The 18,560-nt window shown below is 67.6% G+C and carries 21 protein-coding genes; 9 read left to right on the top strand and 12 right to left on the bottom strand.

The annotated features are described in order from the left end of the window. Positions 1–108: 108 nt before the first annotated feature. Genes ACQKQA_RS05925 through ACQKQA_RS05915 form a run of 3 tightly spaced genes read right to left on the bottom strand, consistent with a single transcriptional unit; the run spans position 109 to position 3,860 of the window. The gene (locus ACQKQA_RS05925; protein WP_427554477.1) at positions 109–1,269 is read right to left on the bottom strand and encodes an MFS transporter; all 1,161 of its coding nucleotides are present in this window, start codon (positions 1,267–1,269) and stop codon (positions 109–111) included. Positions 1,270–1,329: 60 nt separating this feature from the next. Next, positions 1,330–2,568, bottom strand: a complete 1,239-nt coding sequence (locus ACQKQA_RS05920; protein WP_427554475.1) for a diaminopropionate ammonia-lyase — start codon at positions 2,566–2,568, stop codon at positions 1,330–1,332. 29 nt (positions 2,569–2,597) lie between these two features. Beyond that, positions 2,598–3,860: a Zn-dependent hydrolase gene (locus tag ACQKQA_RS05915; protein ID WP_427554473.1), complete on the bottom strand. Its 1,263-nt coding sequence runs from the start codon at positions 3,858–3,860 to the stop codon at positions 2,598–2,600. A gap of 138 nt (positions 3,861–3,998) precedes the next feature. On the opposite strand from ACQKQA_RS05915, the gene ACQKQA_RS05910 reads away from it, so the two are divergent. Continuing rightward, positions 3,999–4,469 carry an Lrp/AsnC family transcriptional regulator gene (locus tag ACQKQA_RS05910; protein ID WP_427554471.1) on the top strand — a complete coding sequence of 157 codons (471 nt, stop codon included), beginning with the start codon at positions 3,999–4,001 and terminating at the stop codon, positions 4,467–4,469. A gap of 200 nt (positions 4,470–4,669) precedes the next feature. Here the strand turns inward: ACQKQA_RS05910 and ACQKQA_RS05905 are convergent, their stop codons facing one another. Then, positions 4,670–5,092 (bottom strand): DoxX family protein, encoded by a 423-nt coding sequence (locus ACQKQA_RS05905; RefSeq protein ID WP_427554469.1) that lies wholly within the window; start codon positions 5,090–5,092, stop codon positions 4,670–4,672. 147 nt (positions 5,093–5,239) lie between these two features. Here ACQKQA_RS05905 and ACQKQA_RS05900 point away from each other — a divergent pair, with 147 nt between their 5' ends. Beyond that, a complete protein-coding gene (locus ACQKQA_RS05900) occupies positions 5,240–6,145 on the top strand; it encodes a LysR family transcriptional regulator (RefSeq protein WP_427554467.1) in 906 nt (301 codons plus the stop codon). On the opposite strand, the gene ACQKQA_RS05895 is transcribed toward ACQKQA_RS05900, so the two are convergent. Further along, the gene (locus ACQKQA_RS05895; RefSeq protein WP_427554465.1) at positions 6,130–7,053 is read right to left on the bottom strand and encodes a LysR family transcriptional regulator; all 924 of its coding nucleotides are present in this window, start codon (positions 7,051–7,053) and stop codon (positions 6,130–6,132) included. The genes ACQKQA_RS05900 and ACQKQA_RS05895 overlap by 16 nt on opposite strands. Before the next feature lie 98 nt (positions 7,054–7,151). On the opposite strand from ACQKQA_RS05895, the gene ACQKQA_RS05890 reads away from it, so the two are divergent. Then, positions 7,152–8,144, top strand: a complete 993-nt coding sequence (locus ACQKQA_RS05890) for a cyclase family protein (RefSeq protein WP_427554463.1) — start codon at positions 7,152–7,154, stop codon at positions 8,142–8,144. Between the two features lie 563 nt (positions 8,145–8,707). Here the strand turns inward: ACQKQA_RS05890 and ACQKQA_RS05885 are convergent. Continuing rightward, positions 8,708–8,959 (bottom strand): hypothetical protein, encoded by a 252-nt coding sequence (locus ACQKQA_RS05885; protein ID WP_427554461.1) that lies wholly within the window; start codon positions 8,957–8,959, stop codon positions 8,708–8,710. A gap of 93 nt (positions 8,960–9,052) precedes the next feature. On the opposite strand from ACQKQA_RS05885, the gene ACQKQA_RS05880 reads away from it, so the two are divergent. Together ACQKQA_RS05880 and ACQKQA_RS05875 are read left to right on the top strand one after the other, a co-directional pair. Beyond that, complete coding sequence (locus ACQKQA_RS05880; RefSeq protein ID WP_427554523.1) at positions 9,053–9,838, top strand: AraC family transcriptional regulator; 786 nt, start codon at positions 9,053–9,055, stop codon at positions 9,836–9,838. Between the two features lie 80 nt (positions 9,839–9,918). After that, positions 9,919–10,911 carry a diaminopimelate epimerase gene (locus ACQKQA_RS05875; RefSeq protein WP_427554459.1) on the top strand — a complete coding sequence of 331 codons (993 nt, stop codon included), beginning with the start codon at positions 9,919–9,921 and terminating at the stop codon, positions 10,909–10,911. Positions 10,912–11,076: 165 nt separating this feature from the next. Here the strand turns inward: ACQKQA_RS05875 and codA are convergent, their stop codons facing one another. The 6 genes from codA to ACQKQA_RS05845 all read right to left on the bottom strand — a co-directional run bounded on the left by codA (position 11,077) and on the right by ACQKQA_RS05845 (position 15,765). Continuing rightward, complete coding sequence (codA, locus tag ACQKQA_RS05870; RefSeq protein WP_427554457.1) at positions 11,077–12,348, bottom strand: cytosine deaminase; 1,272 nt, start codon at positions 12,346–12,348, stop codon at positions 11,077–11,079. Between the two features lie 154 nt (positions 12,349–12,502). Beyond that, positions 12,503–13,126 (bottom strand): NUDIX hydrolase, encoded by a 624-nt coding sequence (locus tag ACQKQA_RS05865; protein ID WP_427554455.1) that lies wholly within the window; start codon positions 13,124–13,126, stop codon positions 12,503–12,505. Positions 13,127–13,160: 34 nt separating this feature from the next. Next, entirely contained in the window at positions 13,161–13,670 is a 510-nt protein-coding gene (locus ACQKQA_RS05860) for a nucleoside 2-deoxyribosyltransferase (RefSeq protein WP_427554453.1), read from the bottom strand. 13 nt (positions 13,671–13,683) lie between these two features. Next, a complete protein-coding gene (locus ACQKQA_RS05855) occupies positions 13,684–14,136 on the bottom strand; it encodes a GNAT family N-acetyltransferase (RefSeq protein WP_427554521.1) in 453 nt (150 codons plus the stop codon). A gap of 95 nt (positions 14,137–14,231) precedes the next feature. Next, complete coding sequence (gene queD, locus ACQKQA_RS05850) at positions 14,232–14,588, bottom strand: 6-carboxytetrahydropterin synthase QueD (RefSeq protein ID WP_106698041.1); 357 nt, start codon at positions 14,586–14,588, stop codon at positions 14,232–14,234. A 97-nt stretch (positions 14,589–14,685) separates the two neighbouring features. Then, the gene (locus ACQKQA_RS05845) at positions 14,686–15,765 is read right to left on the bottom strand and encodes a patatin-like phospholipase family protein (protein WP_427554450.1); all 1,080 of its coding nucleotides are present in this window, start codon (positions 15,763–15,765) and stop codon (positions 14,686–14,688) included. 162 nt (positions 15,766–15,927) lie between these two features. Between ACQKQA_RS05845 and ACQKQA_RS05840 the strand changes: the two genes are divergently transcribed. Genes ACQKQA_RS05840 through ACQKQA_RS05825 form a run of 4 tightly spaced genes read left to right on the top strand, consistent with a single transcriptional unit; the run spans position 15,928 to position 18,528 of the window. Continuing rightward, complete coding sequence (locus tag ACQKQA_RS05840) at positions 15,928–16,236, top strand: PepSY domain-containing protein (RefSeq protein WP_427554448.1); 309 nt, start codon at positions 15,928–15,930, stop codon at positions 16,234–16,236. Continuing rightward, positions 16,236–16,550 (top strand): PepSY domain-containing protein, encoded by a 315-nt coding sequence (locus ACQKQA_RS05835; RefSeq protein ID WP_427554446.1) that lies wholly within the window; start codon positions 16,236–16,238, stop codon positions 16,548–16,550. Before ACQKQA_RS05840 ends, ACQKQA_RS05835 begins: the two co-directional genes overlap by 1 nt. Beyond that, positions 16,550–17,218 carry a response regulator transcription factor gene (locus tag ACQKQA_RS05830; protein WP_427554444.1) on the top strand — a complete coding sequence of 223 codons (669 nt, stop codon included), beginning with the start codon at positions 16,550–16,552 and terminating at the stop codon, positions 17,216–17,218. The genes ACQKQA_RS05835 and ACQKQA_RS05830 overlap by 1 nt, the downstream gene beginning before the upstream one ends. After that, positions 17,215–18,528, top strand: coding sequence for a sensor histidine kinase (locus ACQKQA_RS05825; protein ID WP_427554442.1), 1,314 nt, complete (start codon positions 17,215–17,217; stop codon positions 18,526–18,528). The genes ACQKQA_RS05830 and ACQKQA_RS05825 overlap by 4 nt, the downstream gene beginning before the upstream one ends. Positions 18,529–18,560: the final 32 nt, after the last annotated feature.

The following is an 18,560-nucleotide window of genomic DNA, read 5'->3' as shown; positions in this document are numbered from 1 at the left end:
TCCGCGATTTTTTATGCCTGGCGCGCCGGTTTCCCGACGATCTTGAAGACACCGCAACGCGTTAGTCGGGCGTGTTTGTGTAGGAGCGAGGCTTGCCCGCGATGGGGCTCAGACTTTCAATACTCTGCCGCTGGCCGCCACACCGACCAGCATCGCCGCGATCAGGCCGAAGGCGATGCTCAGGCTGCTGCCGTGGGCGACAAAACCGATCGCCGCCGGGCCGGCGAGGATGCCGGCGTAACCCAGGGTGGTGATGGCGGGCACGGCGATGGCTTCGGGCATCACGGTCTGCTTGCCCACCGCGGTATACAGCACCGGCACGATGTTCGAGCAACCGGCGCCCACCAGGGCATACCCCACCAGTGCCGCTTCCCAGGCCGGCGCCAGGGTCGCCAGCAACAGGCCCGTGGCGGCCAGCGCACCGCCCCCGACAATCACCCGTTTGGCCCCCAGCTTATGCACGATGGCGTCGCCGGTCAGGCGGCCGGCGGTCATGGTCAGGGCGAAGGCGGCGTAGCCCAGGCCGGCATAGGCGGCATCGACATTGCGCTCGGCGCTGAGGAATACCGCGCTCCAGTCCAGCACCGCGCCTTCGGCGAGGAACACCACAAAGCACAGGCAACCGATGAACAGCACCACGCCATGGGGCACGGCAAAGGCCGGGCCGGAACTGCGGCTGGCGTAGGGCAGCATATGCGGTGCGGCCTTGAGCAGGGCGACCAGCAGCAAGGCCACCACCACCAGGGTCGCGCCCAGGGGCGACAGGCCCAGGCCGAGCATCGCGCTGACCCCAGCTGCGCCGACGATGCCGCCGAGGCTGAACAGGCCATGGAAACCCGACATCATCGGCCGGCCGCTGGCCCGCTCGACGATCACCGCCTGCAGGTTCACCGTGGAGTCCACCGTGCCCAGCCCGGCGCCGAACAGGAACAGCCCGGCGACCAGCAGCGGCACTGTGTCCACGATGGCCAGCAGCGGCAGGGCCAGGCAGATCAGCAGGCTGCCGGCGGCCATCACCCGGCGGCAGCCGAAGCGCCCGGCCAGCACCCCGGCGATGGGCATCGCGAGGATCGAACCGACCCCCAGGCACAGCAGCAACAGGCCCAGGGTGCCTTCGTCGAGCCCGGCCCGGGCCTTGGCGTAGGGCACCAGCGGTGCCCAGGCGGCGATGCCGAAACCGGCGATGAAAAAGGCGATGCGCGTGGCCATCTGTTCCAGGCGGCCGGGGTTGAGTTGTTGCGGTGAGGTGTGGGTGTTCTGGGCTGTCATAAAAATCCTTGGCGGTCCTGTCCATGACACTGCTGCCCTGCGCCAGGCGGCAACGGGCGGCTATGGCCCAGGTTCGCCTGGAGCCGGGCGCCATCGTTGCTGGCGCTGGAGGACCGAATCAGCCGTTTCACCGACCAGTTGTTGGTACACCGCCGGCGACGTGGCGCCTTCGGTGTTGATCAGCAGGACGCGTGAATGAGCGTCGAGCCGGGCGACGCTGCGCCGCGCGACATCCTTGCACATCAGGCTCAGTCCCGCGAGGCCCGCGGCGCCGGATTCACCGGCTACCAGGGGAATGTCCCGGGCGCTGCCGCGGGCCAGCTGGCGCATGGCGCCGGCGACGAGCGAGTCGGGAATGGTGACAAAACAATCGATCGAAGGTTGCAGGAAGCGCCAGGCCAGGGGCGAGGTGGCACCGCACGCCAGGCCGGCCATCAGCGAATCCACGGTGCCGCTGGCCTGCGCCGCGCGGCCGGCCCTGGCGCTCTGGTACAGGCAGTCGGCCTGCTCGGGTTCGACCACCATTAGCCGGGGCCGGTCAGGGCCATGGAACTGCCACAGGTAACTGGCCACGCTCGCCGCCAGGCCGCCGACGCCGCCTTGCAGCAGCACATGGCTGAACGCCGGCGCCTGCGGTTGGCTGGCGCTCTGTTCCAGGACCTCGGCCACCAGGGCACCGTAGCCTTGCATCACGTCGCAGGGGATCTGTTCGTAGCCGGCATAGGAGGTGTCGGCGATCACCTGCCAGCCGTAGGCCGCCGCCAGGCGCGCGGCTTCGGCGACCGACTGATCGTAGTGCCCGCGAATCCGCACGATATGCGCGTCATAAGCGGCGATCGCCAGCTCCCGTTCCAGGCTGACCTGGGCATGCAGCACGATCACGCAGCGACAGCCGATGCTCTGCGCGGCCGCCGCCAGCGCCCGGCCGTGATTGCCGTCGGTGGCGCTGATCACCGTGAAGTCCTTGAGCAACTGGCGGTATTCGCCGCTGAACAACCCGGGCGCACTCAGGCCCTGGCCAGGCCAGCGCGCCAGGATCTGCCGGACCAGGGCGATCGGCGCGCCCAGGGCCTTGAAGCTGCCCAGCACCGAGCGCTGGCCTTCGTCCTTGATCCAGAGCTCGGCCACCCCCAGCTGCCGGGCCAGGTCCGGCAACGGGTAGAGCGGGGTCGGCAGCGGGTTGAGCAGCGACCAGTCGGCCAGCCAGTCACGGCTTTGCGCGGCGCGCTCGATGTTCAGCCACTGCCGCAGGGCGTCGGGGTAGGGCGTGCGGACGGCATGGGGATTGGCGTATGGCATGGCGGCTCCTGGGGTGGGGAAAGTCGGGCTCAGGCCTGTTCCAGGCGCCGGCGGACCACCGCCAGCAGCACCTGGGCGCCATCGAGCAATTGCGAGTCGTCGGTGTGTTCCCGCGGGTTGTGGCTGATGCCGCCGCGGCTGGGGACGAAGATCATCGCCGCCGGAGCGATGCGCGCGATCATCTGCGCGTCGTGGCCGGCGCCGGAGGTCATGGGGCGCTGGCTCAGGCCCAGCTCGCGGGTGCAGGTTTCGATCAGCCGGGTCAGGTCGGGGTCGAACACCACCGGCTGGAAGCGCGCCAGGGGTTCCCGGGCGATGCTCACCCCTTCGCTGGCGGCGGTCTCTTCGAGAAAGCGCGCCAGGCGCTGTTCGGCGGCCAGCAGGCGCTGTTCGTCGGGGTCGCGCAGGTCGATGCTGAACACCGCCCGGCGCGGGATGACGTTGATCACATTGGGCTCCAGTTGCAGGCAACCGACGGTGGCCAGGGTGCTGCCGCCGGAGTCCCGGGCCAGTTCGCGCAGGAACACCGTGGTGGCCGCCGCCACCCAGCCGGCGTCGTGGCGCAGGTGGGTGGGGGTGGTGCCGGCGTGGTTGGCGCTGCCTTGCACGGTGATTTGCTGCCAGGAGATGCCCTGGAGGTTCTCCACCACGCCGATCTGGCGGTTCTCGGCTTCGAGGATCGGCCCCTGTTCGATGTGCAGTTCCAGGTATTCGTGGGGCACCAGCGCCCCGGGTTGCAGGTCGCCGGCATAACCGATGCGTGCCAGTTCGTCGCCCAGGCGGCTGCCGTCGGTGCCGATCAGGTCCAGGGCCTGTTCGAGGTCGAAGCCGCTGGCATACACCAGCGAGCCGAGCATGTCCGGCTGGTAGCGCACGCCTTCTTCGTTGGTGAAGGCGGCGATGCAGATCGAACGCCGGGGCGTGATGCCCGCCGCGCGATAGGCGCGCACCACCGCCAGCCCGGCGAGCACGCCATAGCAGCCGTCCAGCGCGCCGGCGTTGGTCACGGTGTCGATATGCGAGCCGATCATCAGCACCGGCTGTTGGCCCTGGTCGCCAGCGGCGGGCAGGGTGCCGAAGATATTGCCGATACGGTCGACGCGCACCTGCAGGTCCAAGGCGCGCATCCATTCCACCAGCAGGTCGCGGCCGGCCTTGTCGGCATCGCTCAGGGCAATGCGGGTGCGTCCGCCTTGCTGCGGATCGTGGCCGATGGTCGCCAGTTCTTGCAGTTGCTGGAGCAGGGTCGCGCCGTCGAGGCGCAGGTTGGAGGGTACAGGGGCGGCAGGCATCGCAGGCAGGTTCCGGGGGGCTGAGGGTGAGCGGGAGCCCGGAAATAATATTGCGTGGAGGCCGAATTTATTTCGCATAATCGGCGAGCTTTGCACAATTTAATTTCATTGTTCCGCCGCCCATGGATTGCCCGCCTCATGACTACCAGCCTGGATACCTACGACCTGAAACTGCTCGCCGAGCTGCAACGGGATGCGCGCACCCCGCAAAGCGAGCTGGGGTTGCGGGTGAACCTGTCCACGGCGGCGGTCAACCGGCGCCTCAAGCGCCTGACCGACGAGGGGGTGATCGAACGCTACAGCGCGGTCATCGCCCCCCAAGCCCTGGGGTATGAGCTGAGCATCATTGTGGAAGTGGAGGTGGAGAGCGAACGCATCGACCAGCTCGATGCCCTCAAGCGCAGCTTCCAGGCCTGCCCGCAGGTGCAGCAGTGCTACTACGTGGCGGGCGAGTGCGATTTCGTGCTGATCTTCGCCGTGCGCAACATGGCCCAGTACAACGAGTTGACCCGCGAACTGTTCTTCGAGAACAACAACGTCAAGCGCTTCAAGACCCTGGTGGCCATGAGCCGGGTCAAGGTCGGGCTGGAAGTGCCGACCAGCCCTTGAGACTCCCACAACACCTGTAGGAGCGAGGCTTGCCCGCGATGAGCGAAAACGCGGTCCGCCAGGAAGACCGCGTCGTTCTTATCGCGAGCAAGTCGGATCGCCGCCCGTTCGCTCCTACAGAAGCCAGGGATCTCTGACTTGCTCGTAAAAAAGCGACAACGCGGCGCCCTTGGGCGCCGCGTTGTCGTGAGGCGGGGCGATCAGGCCTGGCGACGGGCATCCAGGCTGAAGCGGCCGGCACCGTAGGCCACCACTTGCAGCAGGCCGCCGGCCATGGCGATGTTCTTGAAGAAGTGGATGAACTGGTTCTGGTCACCCAGGTTGTTGTGGAAGGCCAGGGCGGTGGCCACGCTGAACACGGCCAGGCCCAGGGCGACCAGGCGGGTGCGGTAGCCGGCGATCAGCAGCAGGCCGCCGCCCAGTTCCACGGCGATGGCGATGCCCAGGGCCAGTTGCGGGAAGGGCAGGCCGACCGACTGGATGTAGCCGACCATGGCCGCCGGCGCGGCGATTTTCGAGAAGCCGGAGAGGATGAAGATCGCGCTGAGCAGGATGCGCCCGATCAGGCTGATGCTGGCGTTGGTGTTGGAAGCGGCGGACAGGGTGTTGGTTAAAGGGGTCATGCTGGATGCTCTCTAGTGGGTTCGGCCTCACCACTGTGGTGTGCCGCGATGGAGAGAAGTTTGCCACTGGCGTTATGAACGCAATAGCCGAATAATTTCGAGCCTCAGGTTCTATTTTCTAGAACGTAATTTCGCAAGAGCGCTCCCATGTCCAGCAATCCCGGTACGCCCACCCTCGATCAGTTGCGCATCTTCCTCACCATCGTCGAGGTCGGCAGCTTTGCCGGCGCGGCGCGCAAGCTGCACCGCGCCACCTCGGTGATCAGTTATTCCATGGCCAACCTGGAGTTGCAGCTGGGGGTCACCCTGTTCGACCGCAAGACCACCCGCAAGCCGCAGCTCACCGAGGCCGGGCGCACGGTGCTGGCCGAGGCGCGCAGCATCTACAACGGCATCGACGGCCTGCGGGCCAAGGTCAAGGGCCTGTTGCAGGGGCTGGAAGCGGAGATCCACCTGGTGATCGACGTGATGTTCCCGGCGGCGCGCATCGTCGACGCGCTGAAGAGCTTTCGCGCCGAATTCCCCACGGTGCAGCTGCACCTGCATATGGAAGCGCTGGGGGCGGTGACCCAGATGGTCCTCGAAGGGCGGGCGACGGTAGGCGTCAGCGGCATGCTGCACCGCAACATTACCGGTATCGAACGGCAAGAGGCGGGCTTCGTCCAGCTGATCCCGGTGGCGGCCCCCGGACATCCGCTGGCCCTGGGGCCCAACCTGCCGGGCGCCGGCCGCGAGCATGTGCAACTGGTGCTGTCGGACCGCTCCGAGCTGACCCGCAACCAGGATTTCGGCGTGGTCGGCACCCGCAGCTGGCGCCTGGCGGACCTGGGCTCCAAGCACATGCTGCTCAAGGAAGGGGTCGGCTGGGGCAACATGCCCACGCCCATGGTCGAGGAAGACCTGGCCAGCGGGCGCCTGGTGCGGCTCGACCTGCCCGGGGGCCAGGGCCTGCCTTACGGCTTCGACGCCATCTACCGCATCGACACGCCACCGGGGCCGGCGGCGTCCTGGCTGATCGAACGGCTGGTGGCCCAGGCTCAGCCCGTCGCCTGAGGCGTTTGCGCTGCAGGGGCGTCGGGACCGAGGGCCTGGGCCAGGAAGTCGACGAAGAAGCGGATCTTCTGCGGCACATGGCGGTTGCTGGCGTACACCGCGTAGACCGTGCGGCGCGGCAGCGAGTAGCAGGGCAGGACCCGCTGCAACTGGCCGCTGTCGAGCAGCGGCTGGGCGATGAACGAGGGCAGGGCGCCGATGCCCAGCCCGGCCTGGAGCATGTCGCTGAGCATCAGGCTGTTGTCCACGGCAAAGCGCACCGGCAGTTCCAGGCGGCTGCTGCCCTGGGGGCCTTCCAGCTGCCAGTGGCCGGGATGCTCGGCCAGGCGATAGGCCAGGCAGCTGTGCTCGCGCAACGCCTCGACGCTCTGCGGGCAGCCGTGGGCCTGCAGGTAGGCCGGGGCGGCGCAGATCAACTGCTCGATGTCCCCCAGGCGCCGGGCGATCAGCGAGGAGTCGGGCAGTTGCCGACGCACCCGCAGCGACACGTCGAAGCCTTCGCTCACCACATCCCGCAGGCGGTCGTCGAGGGTCAGGTCGATGCGAAATTGCGGGTAGCGCGCCATGAAGTCGGCGAGGATCGGCGACAGCACCTTGAGCCCGAACGACAGCGGCGCATTGACCCGCAGGTGGCCGCCGGGCTCGCGGCTGCCGGCCCGGGTGGCGCACTCCAGGGCGGTCAGTTCGTCGAGCAGGTGGCAGCACTCGCTGAAGTAGGCCTGGCCGGCTTCCGACAGGCTCATGCGGCGCGTGGTGCGCAGCAGCAACAGGCTGCCCAGGTGTTCCTCCAGCTGGCGCACCTGCTTGCTGACGGCGGCGGTGGATTGCCCGAGGTCCTGGGCCGCCAGGCTGAAACTGGCGCGCTCCACGACTCGGCGAAAGGTGCGCATGGCTGCCAGCACATCCATATTGTTTCCCCTGGGTTGAATATGTCTTAACGATCCGGCTGATTATCGCCGAATGGTTAATCCCTACCATGGCCACTTCATTTCACAGGAGTGTCGTCATGGCTGTTTCCCGTTTCTTGCGCGTTATTCCAGGCCTGGCCGCCTTGTCGCTGTTCAGTGCGCTCTGCAGCGCCGCGCCCCAGGCCGAGGTGGGCATCAGCCCCTGGGGGCCGAAGGATGAAATCGGCCGCCTGAACCTGATCACCGAGCAGTCCCGGGCGGCGATCATGGCCCGGGTCAACGGCAGCCAGGCCTATGACCTGGCCGTCGACTACTACGTCGGCATGCCCAGCTGGCAGGCCGCGGGCGATCCGCCCTACCAGATGTGGATGACCCACACCCCCCACGGCAACGTGATCGCCGACCCGATGCAGGTCGGCGAGCCGATGAACCAGCACGTCAGCTACACCGGTTCCGCGGTGTCGATGTATGCCCACATGGGCACCCATATCGACGCGCTCAACCACTTCGGCCTCAACGGCAAGATCTGGAACGGCTTTCGCGCCGACCAGCACCTGGGCGACCGCGGCTGGAATGTCACCGGCGCGGAAAAACTGCCGCCGATCGTCGCCCGCGGGGTGCTGATCGACGTCGCCGCGGCCAAGGGCGTGGACATGCTGGCCGACAACTACCGGGTGACCCGCGCCGACCTGCAGCAGGCGCTGAAGGCCCAGCAAGTCAGCCTGGAGAAGGGCGATGTGGTGCTGATCCGCACCGGGCGCATGCGCAACTATGAACAGGCCCAGGCCTACATGGCCAACCCGCCGGGCATGAGCCTGGACGCGGCCAAGTTCCTGGTGGAAGAGGGCGGGGCCATGGTGGTGGGCGCCGACAACCTGAGCTTCGAGACCTTCCCGTCGGAGGTGGAAGGCAACTACCTGCCGCTGCACACCTACCTGCTGGCGATGCAAGGCGCGCCGATCCTGGAGCTGGTCAACCTCGAAGGCCTGTCGCGGGATAGGGTCTACCAGTTCGCCTTTATCGGCGCCTCGCTGAAGTTCCGCGGGGCCGACGCGGCGCCGATCCGCCCCATCGCCTTGCCGATTCGCTAGGGGCATCGTTGACGCCGGTTTGACGTTGGACCTGTAGCCGCTGCCGAGCGTAGCGAGGCTGCGATCGAGGCCGAAGGACTCGCAAAGCCGGTGCGCTGGATCTACCTGGAATACGGCGTCGCCTGGTTTGCGGCTGCTGCGCAGCCGATCGCAGCCTCGCGGGCTCGACAGCGGCTACAGGTGGAGGGCCGGAGCCGTGCGCGGTTCTGTAGCCGCTGCCGAGCGTAGCGAGGCTGCGATCGAGGCCGAAGGACTCGCAAAGCCGGTATGCTGGATCTCCCTGGAATACCGCGTCGTCTGGTTTGCGGCTGCTGCGCAGCCGATCGCAGCCTCGCAGGCTCGAAGTGGCTACAGGTGGAGGGCCGGAGCCGTGCGCGGCTCTGTAGCCGCTGCCGAGCGTAGCGAGGCTGCGATCGAGGCCGAAGGGCTCGCAAAGCCGGTGTGCTGGATCTCCCTGGAATACGGCGTCGCCTGGTTTGCGGCTGCTGCGCAGCCGATCGCAGCCTCGCTGCGCTCGACAGCGGCTACAGGGTGTCAGGGGGGCAGGGAGAGGGGGCGCTGGGCTAGTCCTGCCCGCATAACGCCCGCAAGGCCGGGTCGCGCAGTCGCATCAGTTCGAACAGCCCCAGCGCCCGCAGCGCCGGCAAGGCTGCCAGCAGGTCCTCTTCGGCGGCGCGGCGGTGTTCTGCCGGCGTACCCGGATCGAGCCACAGTCGGGCACTGATCAGAAAGGCGCCCACTGTGCCTTTGCGCACCCGGGTGCCGTTGAAATCGCCATGGTCGAGATGATTGGGTAACAGGTCTTCGGCACGCATGGGTGAATCCTCTGTGTGAATGAGCCTGCAGTCTGCGCGCGGCAGATTGGCTAGACTGCCGGGTTCATGCCAATGAATAACGTGAAGCAGCCAATGTCCTCGCCCCTGGTTTCCCCCGTTGTCGCCCATAGCTGGGGCGGCCCGCTGCTGGTCGCGGTGTGGCAGCACAGCCCGCTCGAACGGCGGACCGCCGCCCATCGCCATCCCCGTGGCCAACTGCTCGGCGCCGGCCGCGGCCTGTTGTCGGTGACGGCGGCCCACGGCCAGTGGGTGGTGCCGGCGACCCATGCGGTGTGGGTGCCGCCGGAGTGCGAGCATGCCTTGCGTTCCCATGGCCCGTTCGACGGCTGGAGCGTCTACATCGAGCCCGAGGCCTGTCGCGAACTGCCGTCGCAGCCACGGATCCTGGCCACCTCCGGCCTGTTGCGCGAGGCCGTGCTGCGCGCGGCGGCCTGGCCCGAAGGGGCGCTGGACAAGCGCCAGGGGCGGATCGCCCAGGTGATCCTCGATGAGCTGGCCAGCCTGGCGCCGCAACCGCTGGGCTTGCCGTTGCCGCAGGACCTGCGGTTGCAACGGATCTGCCAGGCCCTGGCCGACGACCTGGCGGATAACCGCGGCCTGGAAGCCTGGGCGCGCTGGGCCGGGATCTCGCCGCGGACCCTGGCGCGGCGGTTCGTCGGCGAGACCGGCTTTGCCTTCAGCCAGTGGCGGCAGCGGGCGCGCCTGCTGCGCGCCCTGGAACGCCTGGCGGCGGGCGATGCAGTGACCCGGGTGGCGCTGGACCTGGGCTACGACAATGTCAGCGCCTTTATCGCCATGTTCCGCCGGCAGTTCGGGGTGACGCCGGGGCGGTATTTTGCGCGGCCGGAGCCGGGCTGAAAGATTCCTCGGCGCGGGGCTTGGCCGGGCCGCGGCATTCGCAGTAAGGTCAGCGCCCGTCTGCCTTTGGAGCCCCGGTCATGACCTCTTTCTACGATGCGCGCGGCAATCTGTACGGCGTGGTGGCGCCCGCCACCCTGCGCCAGCTGGGCATCGCCCTGCCGGCCAGCGCGGCCGCGGCGGCGCAAGCCCGGGCCGACTGGAGCGTGCCCGCCATCGAGGCGCTGTGCAGCTGGGCGCCCGGCACCCGGCCGGCAGGGGCCAAGGCCCATCGCAGCGATGGCCTGTTGGTAGGACCGTTCCAGGACGCGCCGCCCTTCGACCTGCTGATCGTCAACACCGACGGCACCCTGGCCGAGCGCAGCGGCAACGGCCTGACGATCTTTTCCCAGGCCTTGACCGAGCAAGGGTTGCTGCCGGCCCAGGGGACCACCGAGTTGCGGGTGCATCACGACAAACCGGACGGGGATTCGCCGGTGGCGACTCTGGTCGAGCCGGCCCAGGTTGCCGGCGTGTCCGGTTTCTGGCTGGACCTCGGGCAGCCGGTGTTCGGGCCAAAGGCGGTGGGCGCCCAAGGAGTGGAGATCGATCAGTCGAGCTGTGTCGCGCTGAGCCGTGTGCAAGGGCTCGCCCAACTGAATCCGCAATGGCGGCGCAGCCAGTTCGTGCGTATCGGCAATCCCCACTGCGTGACCCTGGTCGACGATGCCAGCGCCTTGCCCGGCAACCGGCAGATGAGCGAGGCGCCCCTGGTCGAGGCGCTGACCCGTATCGCCTACGCCCTGCCCACCGGCAGCGGCGAACCCTGCCCGGCGGGAGTGAACCTGCAATGGGCGATGCTCGACGGCGCCCAGCGCATCGCCGCCCGGGTGTTCGAGCGCGGCGAGGGCCCCACCGCGTCCTCCGGCACCAGCGCCAGCGCCGTGGCCAGCGCGGCGTGGCGGGTCGGCTGGGTCAAGGCCGGCGAAGTCGAGGTGGCGATGCCCGGCGGCACCGCGCCGTTGCGCCTGGAGGAGCGGGGCGGGGAGTTGGTGCGGGTGAGCCTGTTCGGTACGGCAAGCCTGATTCTGTAGCCGCAGGTTCGGTAAACACGATCGGTGTAGCCGCTGCCGAGCGTTAGCGAGGCTGCGATAGGTCCGCAGGACCTCCGGCGGCCTCAAGAGCGGCGCCCGCTGCGCGGTCGATCGCAGCCTCGCTAACGCTCGGCAGCGGCTACAGGGCGCATGAGCGCGATAGCGTCAGCCGCCGTCAAAACCCGCATCGCCCGGCAACTCCACCTGGGCCATCTGCCGTTTCATCAGCACCTTGCCATCGCGGATCGAGTACAGCGGCAGGCCCTGGCTGCGGATCATTTCGTAGTCGCTGTCCGCCGACAGGATCAGCAGGTTGGCCGGGCGACCTTCTTCCAGGCCATAACGCTCCCCCAGGGCCAGTGCCTTGGCGCTGTTGTCGGTGACCAGGTCCAGGGCGCTCTGCAGGTTGCGGTAGCCGAGCATGTGGCAGATATGCAGGCCGGCCTCCAGCACCCGCAGGATGTTGCCGTTGCCCAGGGGGTACCACGGGTCGACGATCGAATCCTGGCCGAAACACACGTTCATCCCGGCTTCCAGCAGCTCGTTGACCCGGGTCACGCCGCGGCGTTTCGGGAAGCTGTCGAAGCGCCCCTGCAGGTGGATGCTTTCGGTGGGGCAGGAGACGAAGCTGATGCCCGAAGCCCTGAGCAGGCGGAACAGCTTGGCGCAGTAGGCGTTGTCATAGGAGCCCATCGCAGTGGTGTGGCTGGCGGTTACCCGCGAGCCCATGTCGCGGCTGCGGGCTTCTTCGGCCAGCACTTCGAGAAAGCGCGACTGCGGGTCGTCGGTTTCGTCGCAGTGCACGTCCACCAGGCAGCCGGTGCGTTCGGCCAGGTCCATGAGGAACTTCACCGAGCTCACGCCCTGGTCGCGGGTGTATTCGAAGTGCGGAATGCCGCCCACCACGTCGGCGCCCAGGGCGATGGCCTCGGCCATCAGCTCGCGGCCGTTGCGGTAGCTTTCGATGCCTTCCTGGGGAAAGGCGACGATCTGCATGTCCACCAGGTGTTTGCTCTGCTCGCGCACTTCGAGCATGGCCTTGAGCGCGGTCAGCTGCGGATCGGTGACATCGACGTGGGTGCGCACCTGCTGGATGCCGTGGGCGGCGAGGGCGCGCAGGGTCTGGTGGGCGCGGGCCCTGGTGTCTTCCGGGGTGATGGTGGCCTTGCGCTCGCCCCAGCATTCGATGCCTTCGAACAGGGTGCCGCTCATGTTCCAGCGCGGCTCGCCGGCGGTCAGGGTGGCGTCCAGGTGAATGTGCGGCTCGACGAAGGGCGGCACCACCAGGTTGCCGCCGGCGTCGAGGTCGGCCGGGGCTTGGGTTGGAGGTGGTGTCGGGGCTTCGGTCTGCCGGGCGATGCGGGCGATGCGGCCGTTTTCCAGGTGCAGTTCGTGCAGGCCTTCACGGTTGCGCAGGCGGGCATTGATGATGAGCATCGGGGCGATTCCTCTTGCGATCAGGCGGTCAGGGTACGGCGCCCGGGTCGGCGGCCGCAATCTCCTGCGGCCCGGGTCCGGGCCGCGGCTCCCCGGCAGGTATAGACGATGGCGCGACAGCGGGTTGCCCGCATATGGGGCCGCGGTGCGAGTCTCAGTCGAAGCACACCTGGGTGGTCTTGCCCTGATGGAAGTCGAAGGCTTCCCGGATATCCCGTTCCACGGTGCGTCCGAGGGACAGCGCGGGCAACTGGTCGAGGGCGAAGAAGGCGGCCTCGGTGGTTTCGCTGCCGGCCACGGGTGCCGCGCCGGGTTGCCGGTCGCAGAGGAAGTACAGCTTGTAGAAGTCCCGGTGATCGGCCTTGTACGGCCCCTTGGCCTTGTGCCGGACGCTGTACAGGCCGCGCACGCTCACTTCGAGCCCGGCCTCTTCGTGGATTTCCTTGACCACGTTTTCGGCGGCCGACAGGCCGACATCGGCATAGCCTCCGGGCAGGGCCCAGAGGCCGTCGGTCATTTCCCGCACCAGGAGGATCTTCTGCTCCTCGATCAGCGCGCCGCGCACTTCCACCATCGGCGTCGAATAGCGTTGGGCAAAGTCCGAGACCAGGTCGGTGATGCGCTCCAGGGGCACATTGCCCAATTGCGCCAGCATGTCGTGGGCGATGTCGGCGATTTCCTGATAGCGCTCGCGGTCGAACGGGTCCTTGCTGAAATGCAGCCCGGTGGAGGCGAGGGCCTGCAGGCGTTTGGCGTGGGTGAGCCAGGTGTTTTCCATGGTGAAAATCCTTGAACGGTGAAGGCGCGGGCACCTAGCGGGCGGGTTGCTGTTGTCGTGCGAGGTAAGCCGCCAGCCGCGGCACGGCCGCTTCGACGCTGGTGCTGCAGCCGGCCCAGGTGCAGGCCAGCATCAGGTTGCGCGGCAGGTTGAAATCCTCCACCAGCAAACCTTCGGCATCGCGGCCGTCGGCGTCATGGGGCACTTGTTCGCGCAAGGTGGCGGGGGCCTCGAACCAGGCCCACACCGGTTTGCCCAGGGCCACAGCCATGCCCACTTCGAAGGCGGTGCCGGAGTCCGGCTCCAGGCCGCGAAAGGCGTTGAGGTTGGCCAGCAGGGCGTCGCAGGCGTGGAGCATCTGCAGATTCTGCCGGCAGATCAAGTGGGCGGTCCGTTCCGGTGTCGGTTGCTCCGGCACCGGCTGGTCGAACGGGTAGACACCTTGCAGGCCCTGGGCGCGGCACAGGCCCTTGAGGTATTCGCCGCGCTCGACGGCATCGCGGCGAAACAGGTCGAAGCCGGCGAGGTAGATGCGTGGGGGCATTGCCTTGCTCCTGTCAGTCCAGCGCCTTGCTCATGTAGACCCGGCGCAGCCCTTCTTCCTCGGCGCGATGGGTTTCGGCGTAGCCGCGCCGTGCATAGAGGGCAATGTTTTCGCTCATGGTTTCGTGGGTGTAAAGCCGGATGCAACTGTGACCGGTCGCGAGCGCCCGCTGTTCGGCGAAGTCCAGCAACTGCCGGCCGTAGCCGTGCCCCTGGGCGCCGGGCGTGACGGCCAGGTTGTCCAGCAGCAGGGCTTCCTGGGCGGGGAACAGCACGATAAAGCCGACCACCTCTTCCTCATCGCTCAGCACCTGTACGTGGCCGGCCTGGATCAAGCTGGCATAGTCCTCCAGCATCGGCGCCGGTTCGCGGCCGATGCGCGTGATATAGGGGGCGTACGCGGCCTGGGCGATGGCCTGGATCAGGCTCAGGTCGGCGGTGGTGGCCGGGCGGATGGTCGAGGGCATGAAGGGGCGTTCTCCGGTCGAGGCGTGGGGCTGCGCGGGAAGCATAGGCATAAAAAAACCACCGCGGGCGGTGGTTTTTCCAGGCGGGCGAGGGTTTATTCGCCGCGATAGATGCAGCCGCTGGTGCAGGTCTCGTGAATGCGGATCGCACTCAGCTCCGGCAGCAGGGGTTTGAGCTCGTTCCAGATCCATTTGGCCAGCACTTCGCTGGTGGGGTTTTCCAGGCCGGGAATGTCGTTCAGGTAGTTGTGGTCCAGGCGCTCGTAGAGCGGCTTGAAGATCTCCTTGATCTCGGAGAAGTCGCGGATCCAGCCGGTGTGCGGATCGACGTCGCCGCTCAGGTGGATCGCCACCTTGAACGAGTGGCCGTGCAGGCGCCCGCACTTGTGGCCCGCCGGCACGTGGGGCAGGCGGTGGGCGGATTCGAAGGTAAATTCTTTGAAGATTTCCACAGTGTCGGTCAGCTCGGTCAGGTGGCTATCGCCGCGGGCGATCTAAGGCAGGTGGCGAGTTTACCAGCTTGGTTGCCCGGTTGCGGGAAAACACTGACTAAAGGGTCAGGAGGCGCTCGCCAAGCCGCCCGCTATCCACCAGCTCGAGGAACTCGTCGCCCAGGCGCCGGCTTTCGTCCATCGCGCTGCGCCAGTATTGCTGGCGGCTGGCGTCGTCGCCCATGAAGCGCTTGAAGTCGTTGCGGTCCGGCAGCTTGCCGTAGGGCAGGCGCGCCAGGTACTCCTTCGACGGGGCCAGCAGCAACACGTCCTGCAGGCGCCCCGGGTGGCCGCGGCGCCAGGGCAGGGTCTTGTCGAACCAGCCGGGGATCACCCGGTCGGTGAAGTGCGGGTAGAGCACGATATCGTCGCCGCTGTAGGGCAGGTCGAGGTGGTAGTCCAGCAGGCCGCCGTCGCGGAAGGTGCCGGCCCCGGCGCCGGGCAGGTCGCGCACACCCTGCATGACCATCGGGATCGAGCCCGAGGCCAGCAGGGCCTGGCGCAGGTTGCCGGTGTCCAGCGGCACGTAGCGCGACGGGAAGTCGTCGAGGGGGTGTAGCGGCGGCGCCAGGCGCGGGTCGTGCAGCACCAGGCGTTCGAAGTGTCGCGCCAGGCGCGCCCGGCCGCGCAAGTTGTCGGCGATCACCGAGGACAGCCCCAGGCCCAGGCGCCCGCGATGGTCGTCGGCGAGCAGGCCGTGGCTTTTGACCACCATGATGTTCAGCCGGTAGTGCGGGTTGTCGAGGATGCTCGCGTCGCGTCCGTCGAGCAGTTCGTCCAGCATGCGCTGCGAGCTCTGGCTGATCTGCGCCATGGTCACGCCCTTGGCGAAGCTCTGGGCGTTGTACAGCTGGCCCAGGCGGCGGATGCCCTCGGCGGCGTCCGGCAGGCAGGCGCTGGCGAAGCGCCAGGAACCCACCGAGGCGCCGATCAGCGAACGCTCCCGGGGCGCCGCCGCCAGCCACTCGCCGAACAGCGCCAGGTCCAGCCCCTGGATGCCCAGGGCTTTCGGGCCGCCGGCGGCGCCGGGCAGGGTGCCGACCTCGGCCGCGCGCAGGCCGTTGGCGCGGATGCGAGCCAGGGCCCGGGGGCCGGCCTTGAGGGTCAGGGCGGGGAACTTGATGTGGATAGCGGTCATACCGGTCTCAATCTCCAGCGAGCAGGTGAGTATAAAAGCTGCGGCTGGCAGCGCCGAATAAAACCTGCGGAGCTTCGATGATGGCCATTCAGTTTCAATTAAGTTCGGCTCGTTATCTTCAGCACCCTGAGCACCCCCATAACTAGAAAGCGGAGACACCCCATGAAAACCCTGACTGCCCTGTTCGCCGCCGCCATCGTCGGCATGACCGCCAGCCTGGTCCATGCCCGCGACCTGGGGCCCGACGAGGCCCTGAGACTGCGCGACGCTGGTACCATTGCGTCCTTTGAACAACTCAATGCCACGGCATTGGCCAAGCACCCGGGCGCGACCATCACCGAAACCGAGCTGGAACAGGCGTATGGCAAGTACATCTACCAGGTCGAGATGCGTGACCCCCAGGGAATTGAATGGGACCTGGAATTGGACGCGGTGAACGGCCAGGTGCTCAAGGATCATCAGGATACGTAATGAAGGTGAATCTACGCGCCGGCAGCAAAGTGGCCTTGGCGCTTCTGGCGTTCTGCGGGGTGGCGCTGGCCCGCGACCTGGACCAGGACGAAGCCCTGCGCCTGCGCCAGCAAGGGGTGATCCTGCCGCTGGAACAGCTGTTGCAGCAGGCCCTGGACCGTTACCCCGGGGCCAAGCTGCTGGAGGCCGAGTTGGAAGAAAAGCACGACGTCTATATCTATGAAGTCGAGTTGCTGACCGCCGAGGGCGTGGTCCGCGAGCTGGACCTGGACGCCGCCACCGGCCGCCTACTGAAAGACAAGGAAGATGACTGATGCGCCTGCTTCTGGTGGAAGACCACGTCTCCCTGGCCGACGAACTACTGGCCGGGCTCAACCGCCAGGGGTACGCCGTGGACTGGCTGGCCGATGGCCGCGACGCGCTGTACCAAGGTGCCAGCGAACCCTATGACCTGATCGTGCTCGACCTCGGCCTGCCGGGAGTTCCGGGCCTGGACGTGCTGACGCAGTGGCGCGCCGGCGGCCTGGCGACCCCGGTGCTGATTCTCACCGCCCGCGGTTCCTGGGCCGAGCGCATCGAGGGCCTCAAGGCCGGCGCCGACGACTACCTGACCAAACCCTTCCATCCGGAAGAGTTGCACCTGCGCATCCAGGCGCTGCTGCGCCGTTCCCATGGCCAGGCCAACCAGCCGACGCTGCAGGCCGCCGGGCTGCACCTCGACGAGGGGCGCCAATGCGTGGTGCGCGACGGCGCGGACATCCAGCTGACCGCCGCCGAGTTCCGGCTGCTGCGTTACTTCATGCTGCACCCGGAGCAGATCCTCTCCAAAAGCCACCTGGCCGAACACCTCTACGACGGCGAAACCGAGCGCGATTCCAACGTGCTGGAGGTCCACGTCAACCATCTGCGGCGCAAGCTCGGGCGCAGCGTGATCGAGACCCGCCGTGGCCAGGGCTATCTGTTCGGCGGGAACGCCCGGTGAGGTCGATCCAGCGCCGCCTGAGCCTGGGCCTGATCAGCGTGATGGTGATCGTCGGCCTGGTGCTGGCGCAGACCAGTCTGTGGCTGTTCGAAATGGGCCTGCAACGCTATCTGGAAGCCGGCCTGCGCGATGACAGCGAAAACCTGCTGGTGGCGCTGGTCCGTGGCCCGCAGGGCTTGCAGCTGGACGAGCGGCGCCTGTCGCCGGCCTATCAGCGCCCGTTTTCCGGGCATTACTTCCGCATCGACTTCGACGACACGCACTGGCGCTCCCGCTCGCTGTGGGACCAGGACCTGCCGCAGTTGGCGCAGACCGGGCTGCACAGCAACCTGCAACTGGGCCCGGAAGGCCAGCAGCTATTGGTGCTGCGCAGCGACTACCGGCGCCTGGGGCAGTCGATTTCCATCAGCGTGGCCCAGGACTACACCCCGGTGCGCGAGAGCTTTTTGCGCATGCAGCAGGTCGGCCTGGGCCTGGGCGTTGCCGGCCTGTTGCTGATCCTGATCCTGCAGCGGGTCACCGTGCGCCGTGCCTTGCGCCCGCTGGAGCAGGCCCGTGAGCAGATCGCCCAGCTGCAACGGGGCCAGCGTTCGCAACTGGACGAACAGGTGCCGCAGGAGCTGGAGCCGCTGGTGGCGCAGATCAACCACCTGCTGGCCCACACCGAAGACAGCCTGAAGCGTTCGCGCAATGCCCTGGGCAACCTCGGGCATGCGCTGAAGACCCCGCTGGCGGTGTTGCTGAGCCTGGCCTCCAACCCGAAACTCGACGCCCACCCGGAGCTGCGCAAGATCCTCCAGGAACAGCTGGAGCAGGTGCAGCAGCGGCTCAATCGCGAACTGAACCGCGCGCGCCTGGCCGGGGATGCGCTGCCCGGTGCGCTGTTCGATTGCGACGCCGAGCTGCCGGGGTTGCTGGCGACCCTGAACATGATCCATGGCGAGCACCTGGAATTGAGCTTCCAGGCGGCCCCTGGCCTGCAACTGCCCTGGGACCGGGAAGACCTGCTGGAACTGCTGGGCAACCTGCTGGACAACGCCTGCAAGTGGGCGGACGCCGAGGTGGCGCTGAGCGTTTGGCAAACCGCCAACGGTTATGGCCTGGCGGTGGACGACGATGGTCCGGGGATCCCCGAGGAGCAGCGCAGCCAGGTGTTCAGCCGCGGTGCGCGGCTGGACGAACAGACCGACGGCCACGGCCTGGGGCTGGGCATCGTGCGGGATATCGTGCAGAGCTGGGGCGGGGAGTTGCGTCTGCTGGAGAGTCCGCAGGGTGGCTTGCGGGTGTTGATCGAGTTGCCTGAACGTTGATGCTGACGGCGCTGATTCTGTAGCCGCTGCCG

Source organism: Pseudomonas sp. NPDC089530, from assembly GCF_050280705.1.
Taxonomy (GTDB): Bacteria; Pseudomonadota; Gammaproteobacteria; order Pseudomonadales; family Pseudomonadaceae; genus Aquipseudomonas.
This window is presented reverse-complemented; position numbering and strand designations above follow the sequence as displayed.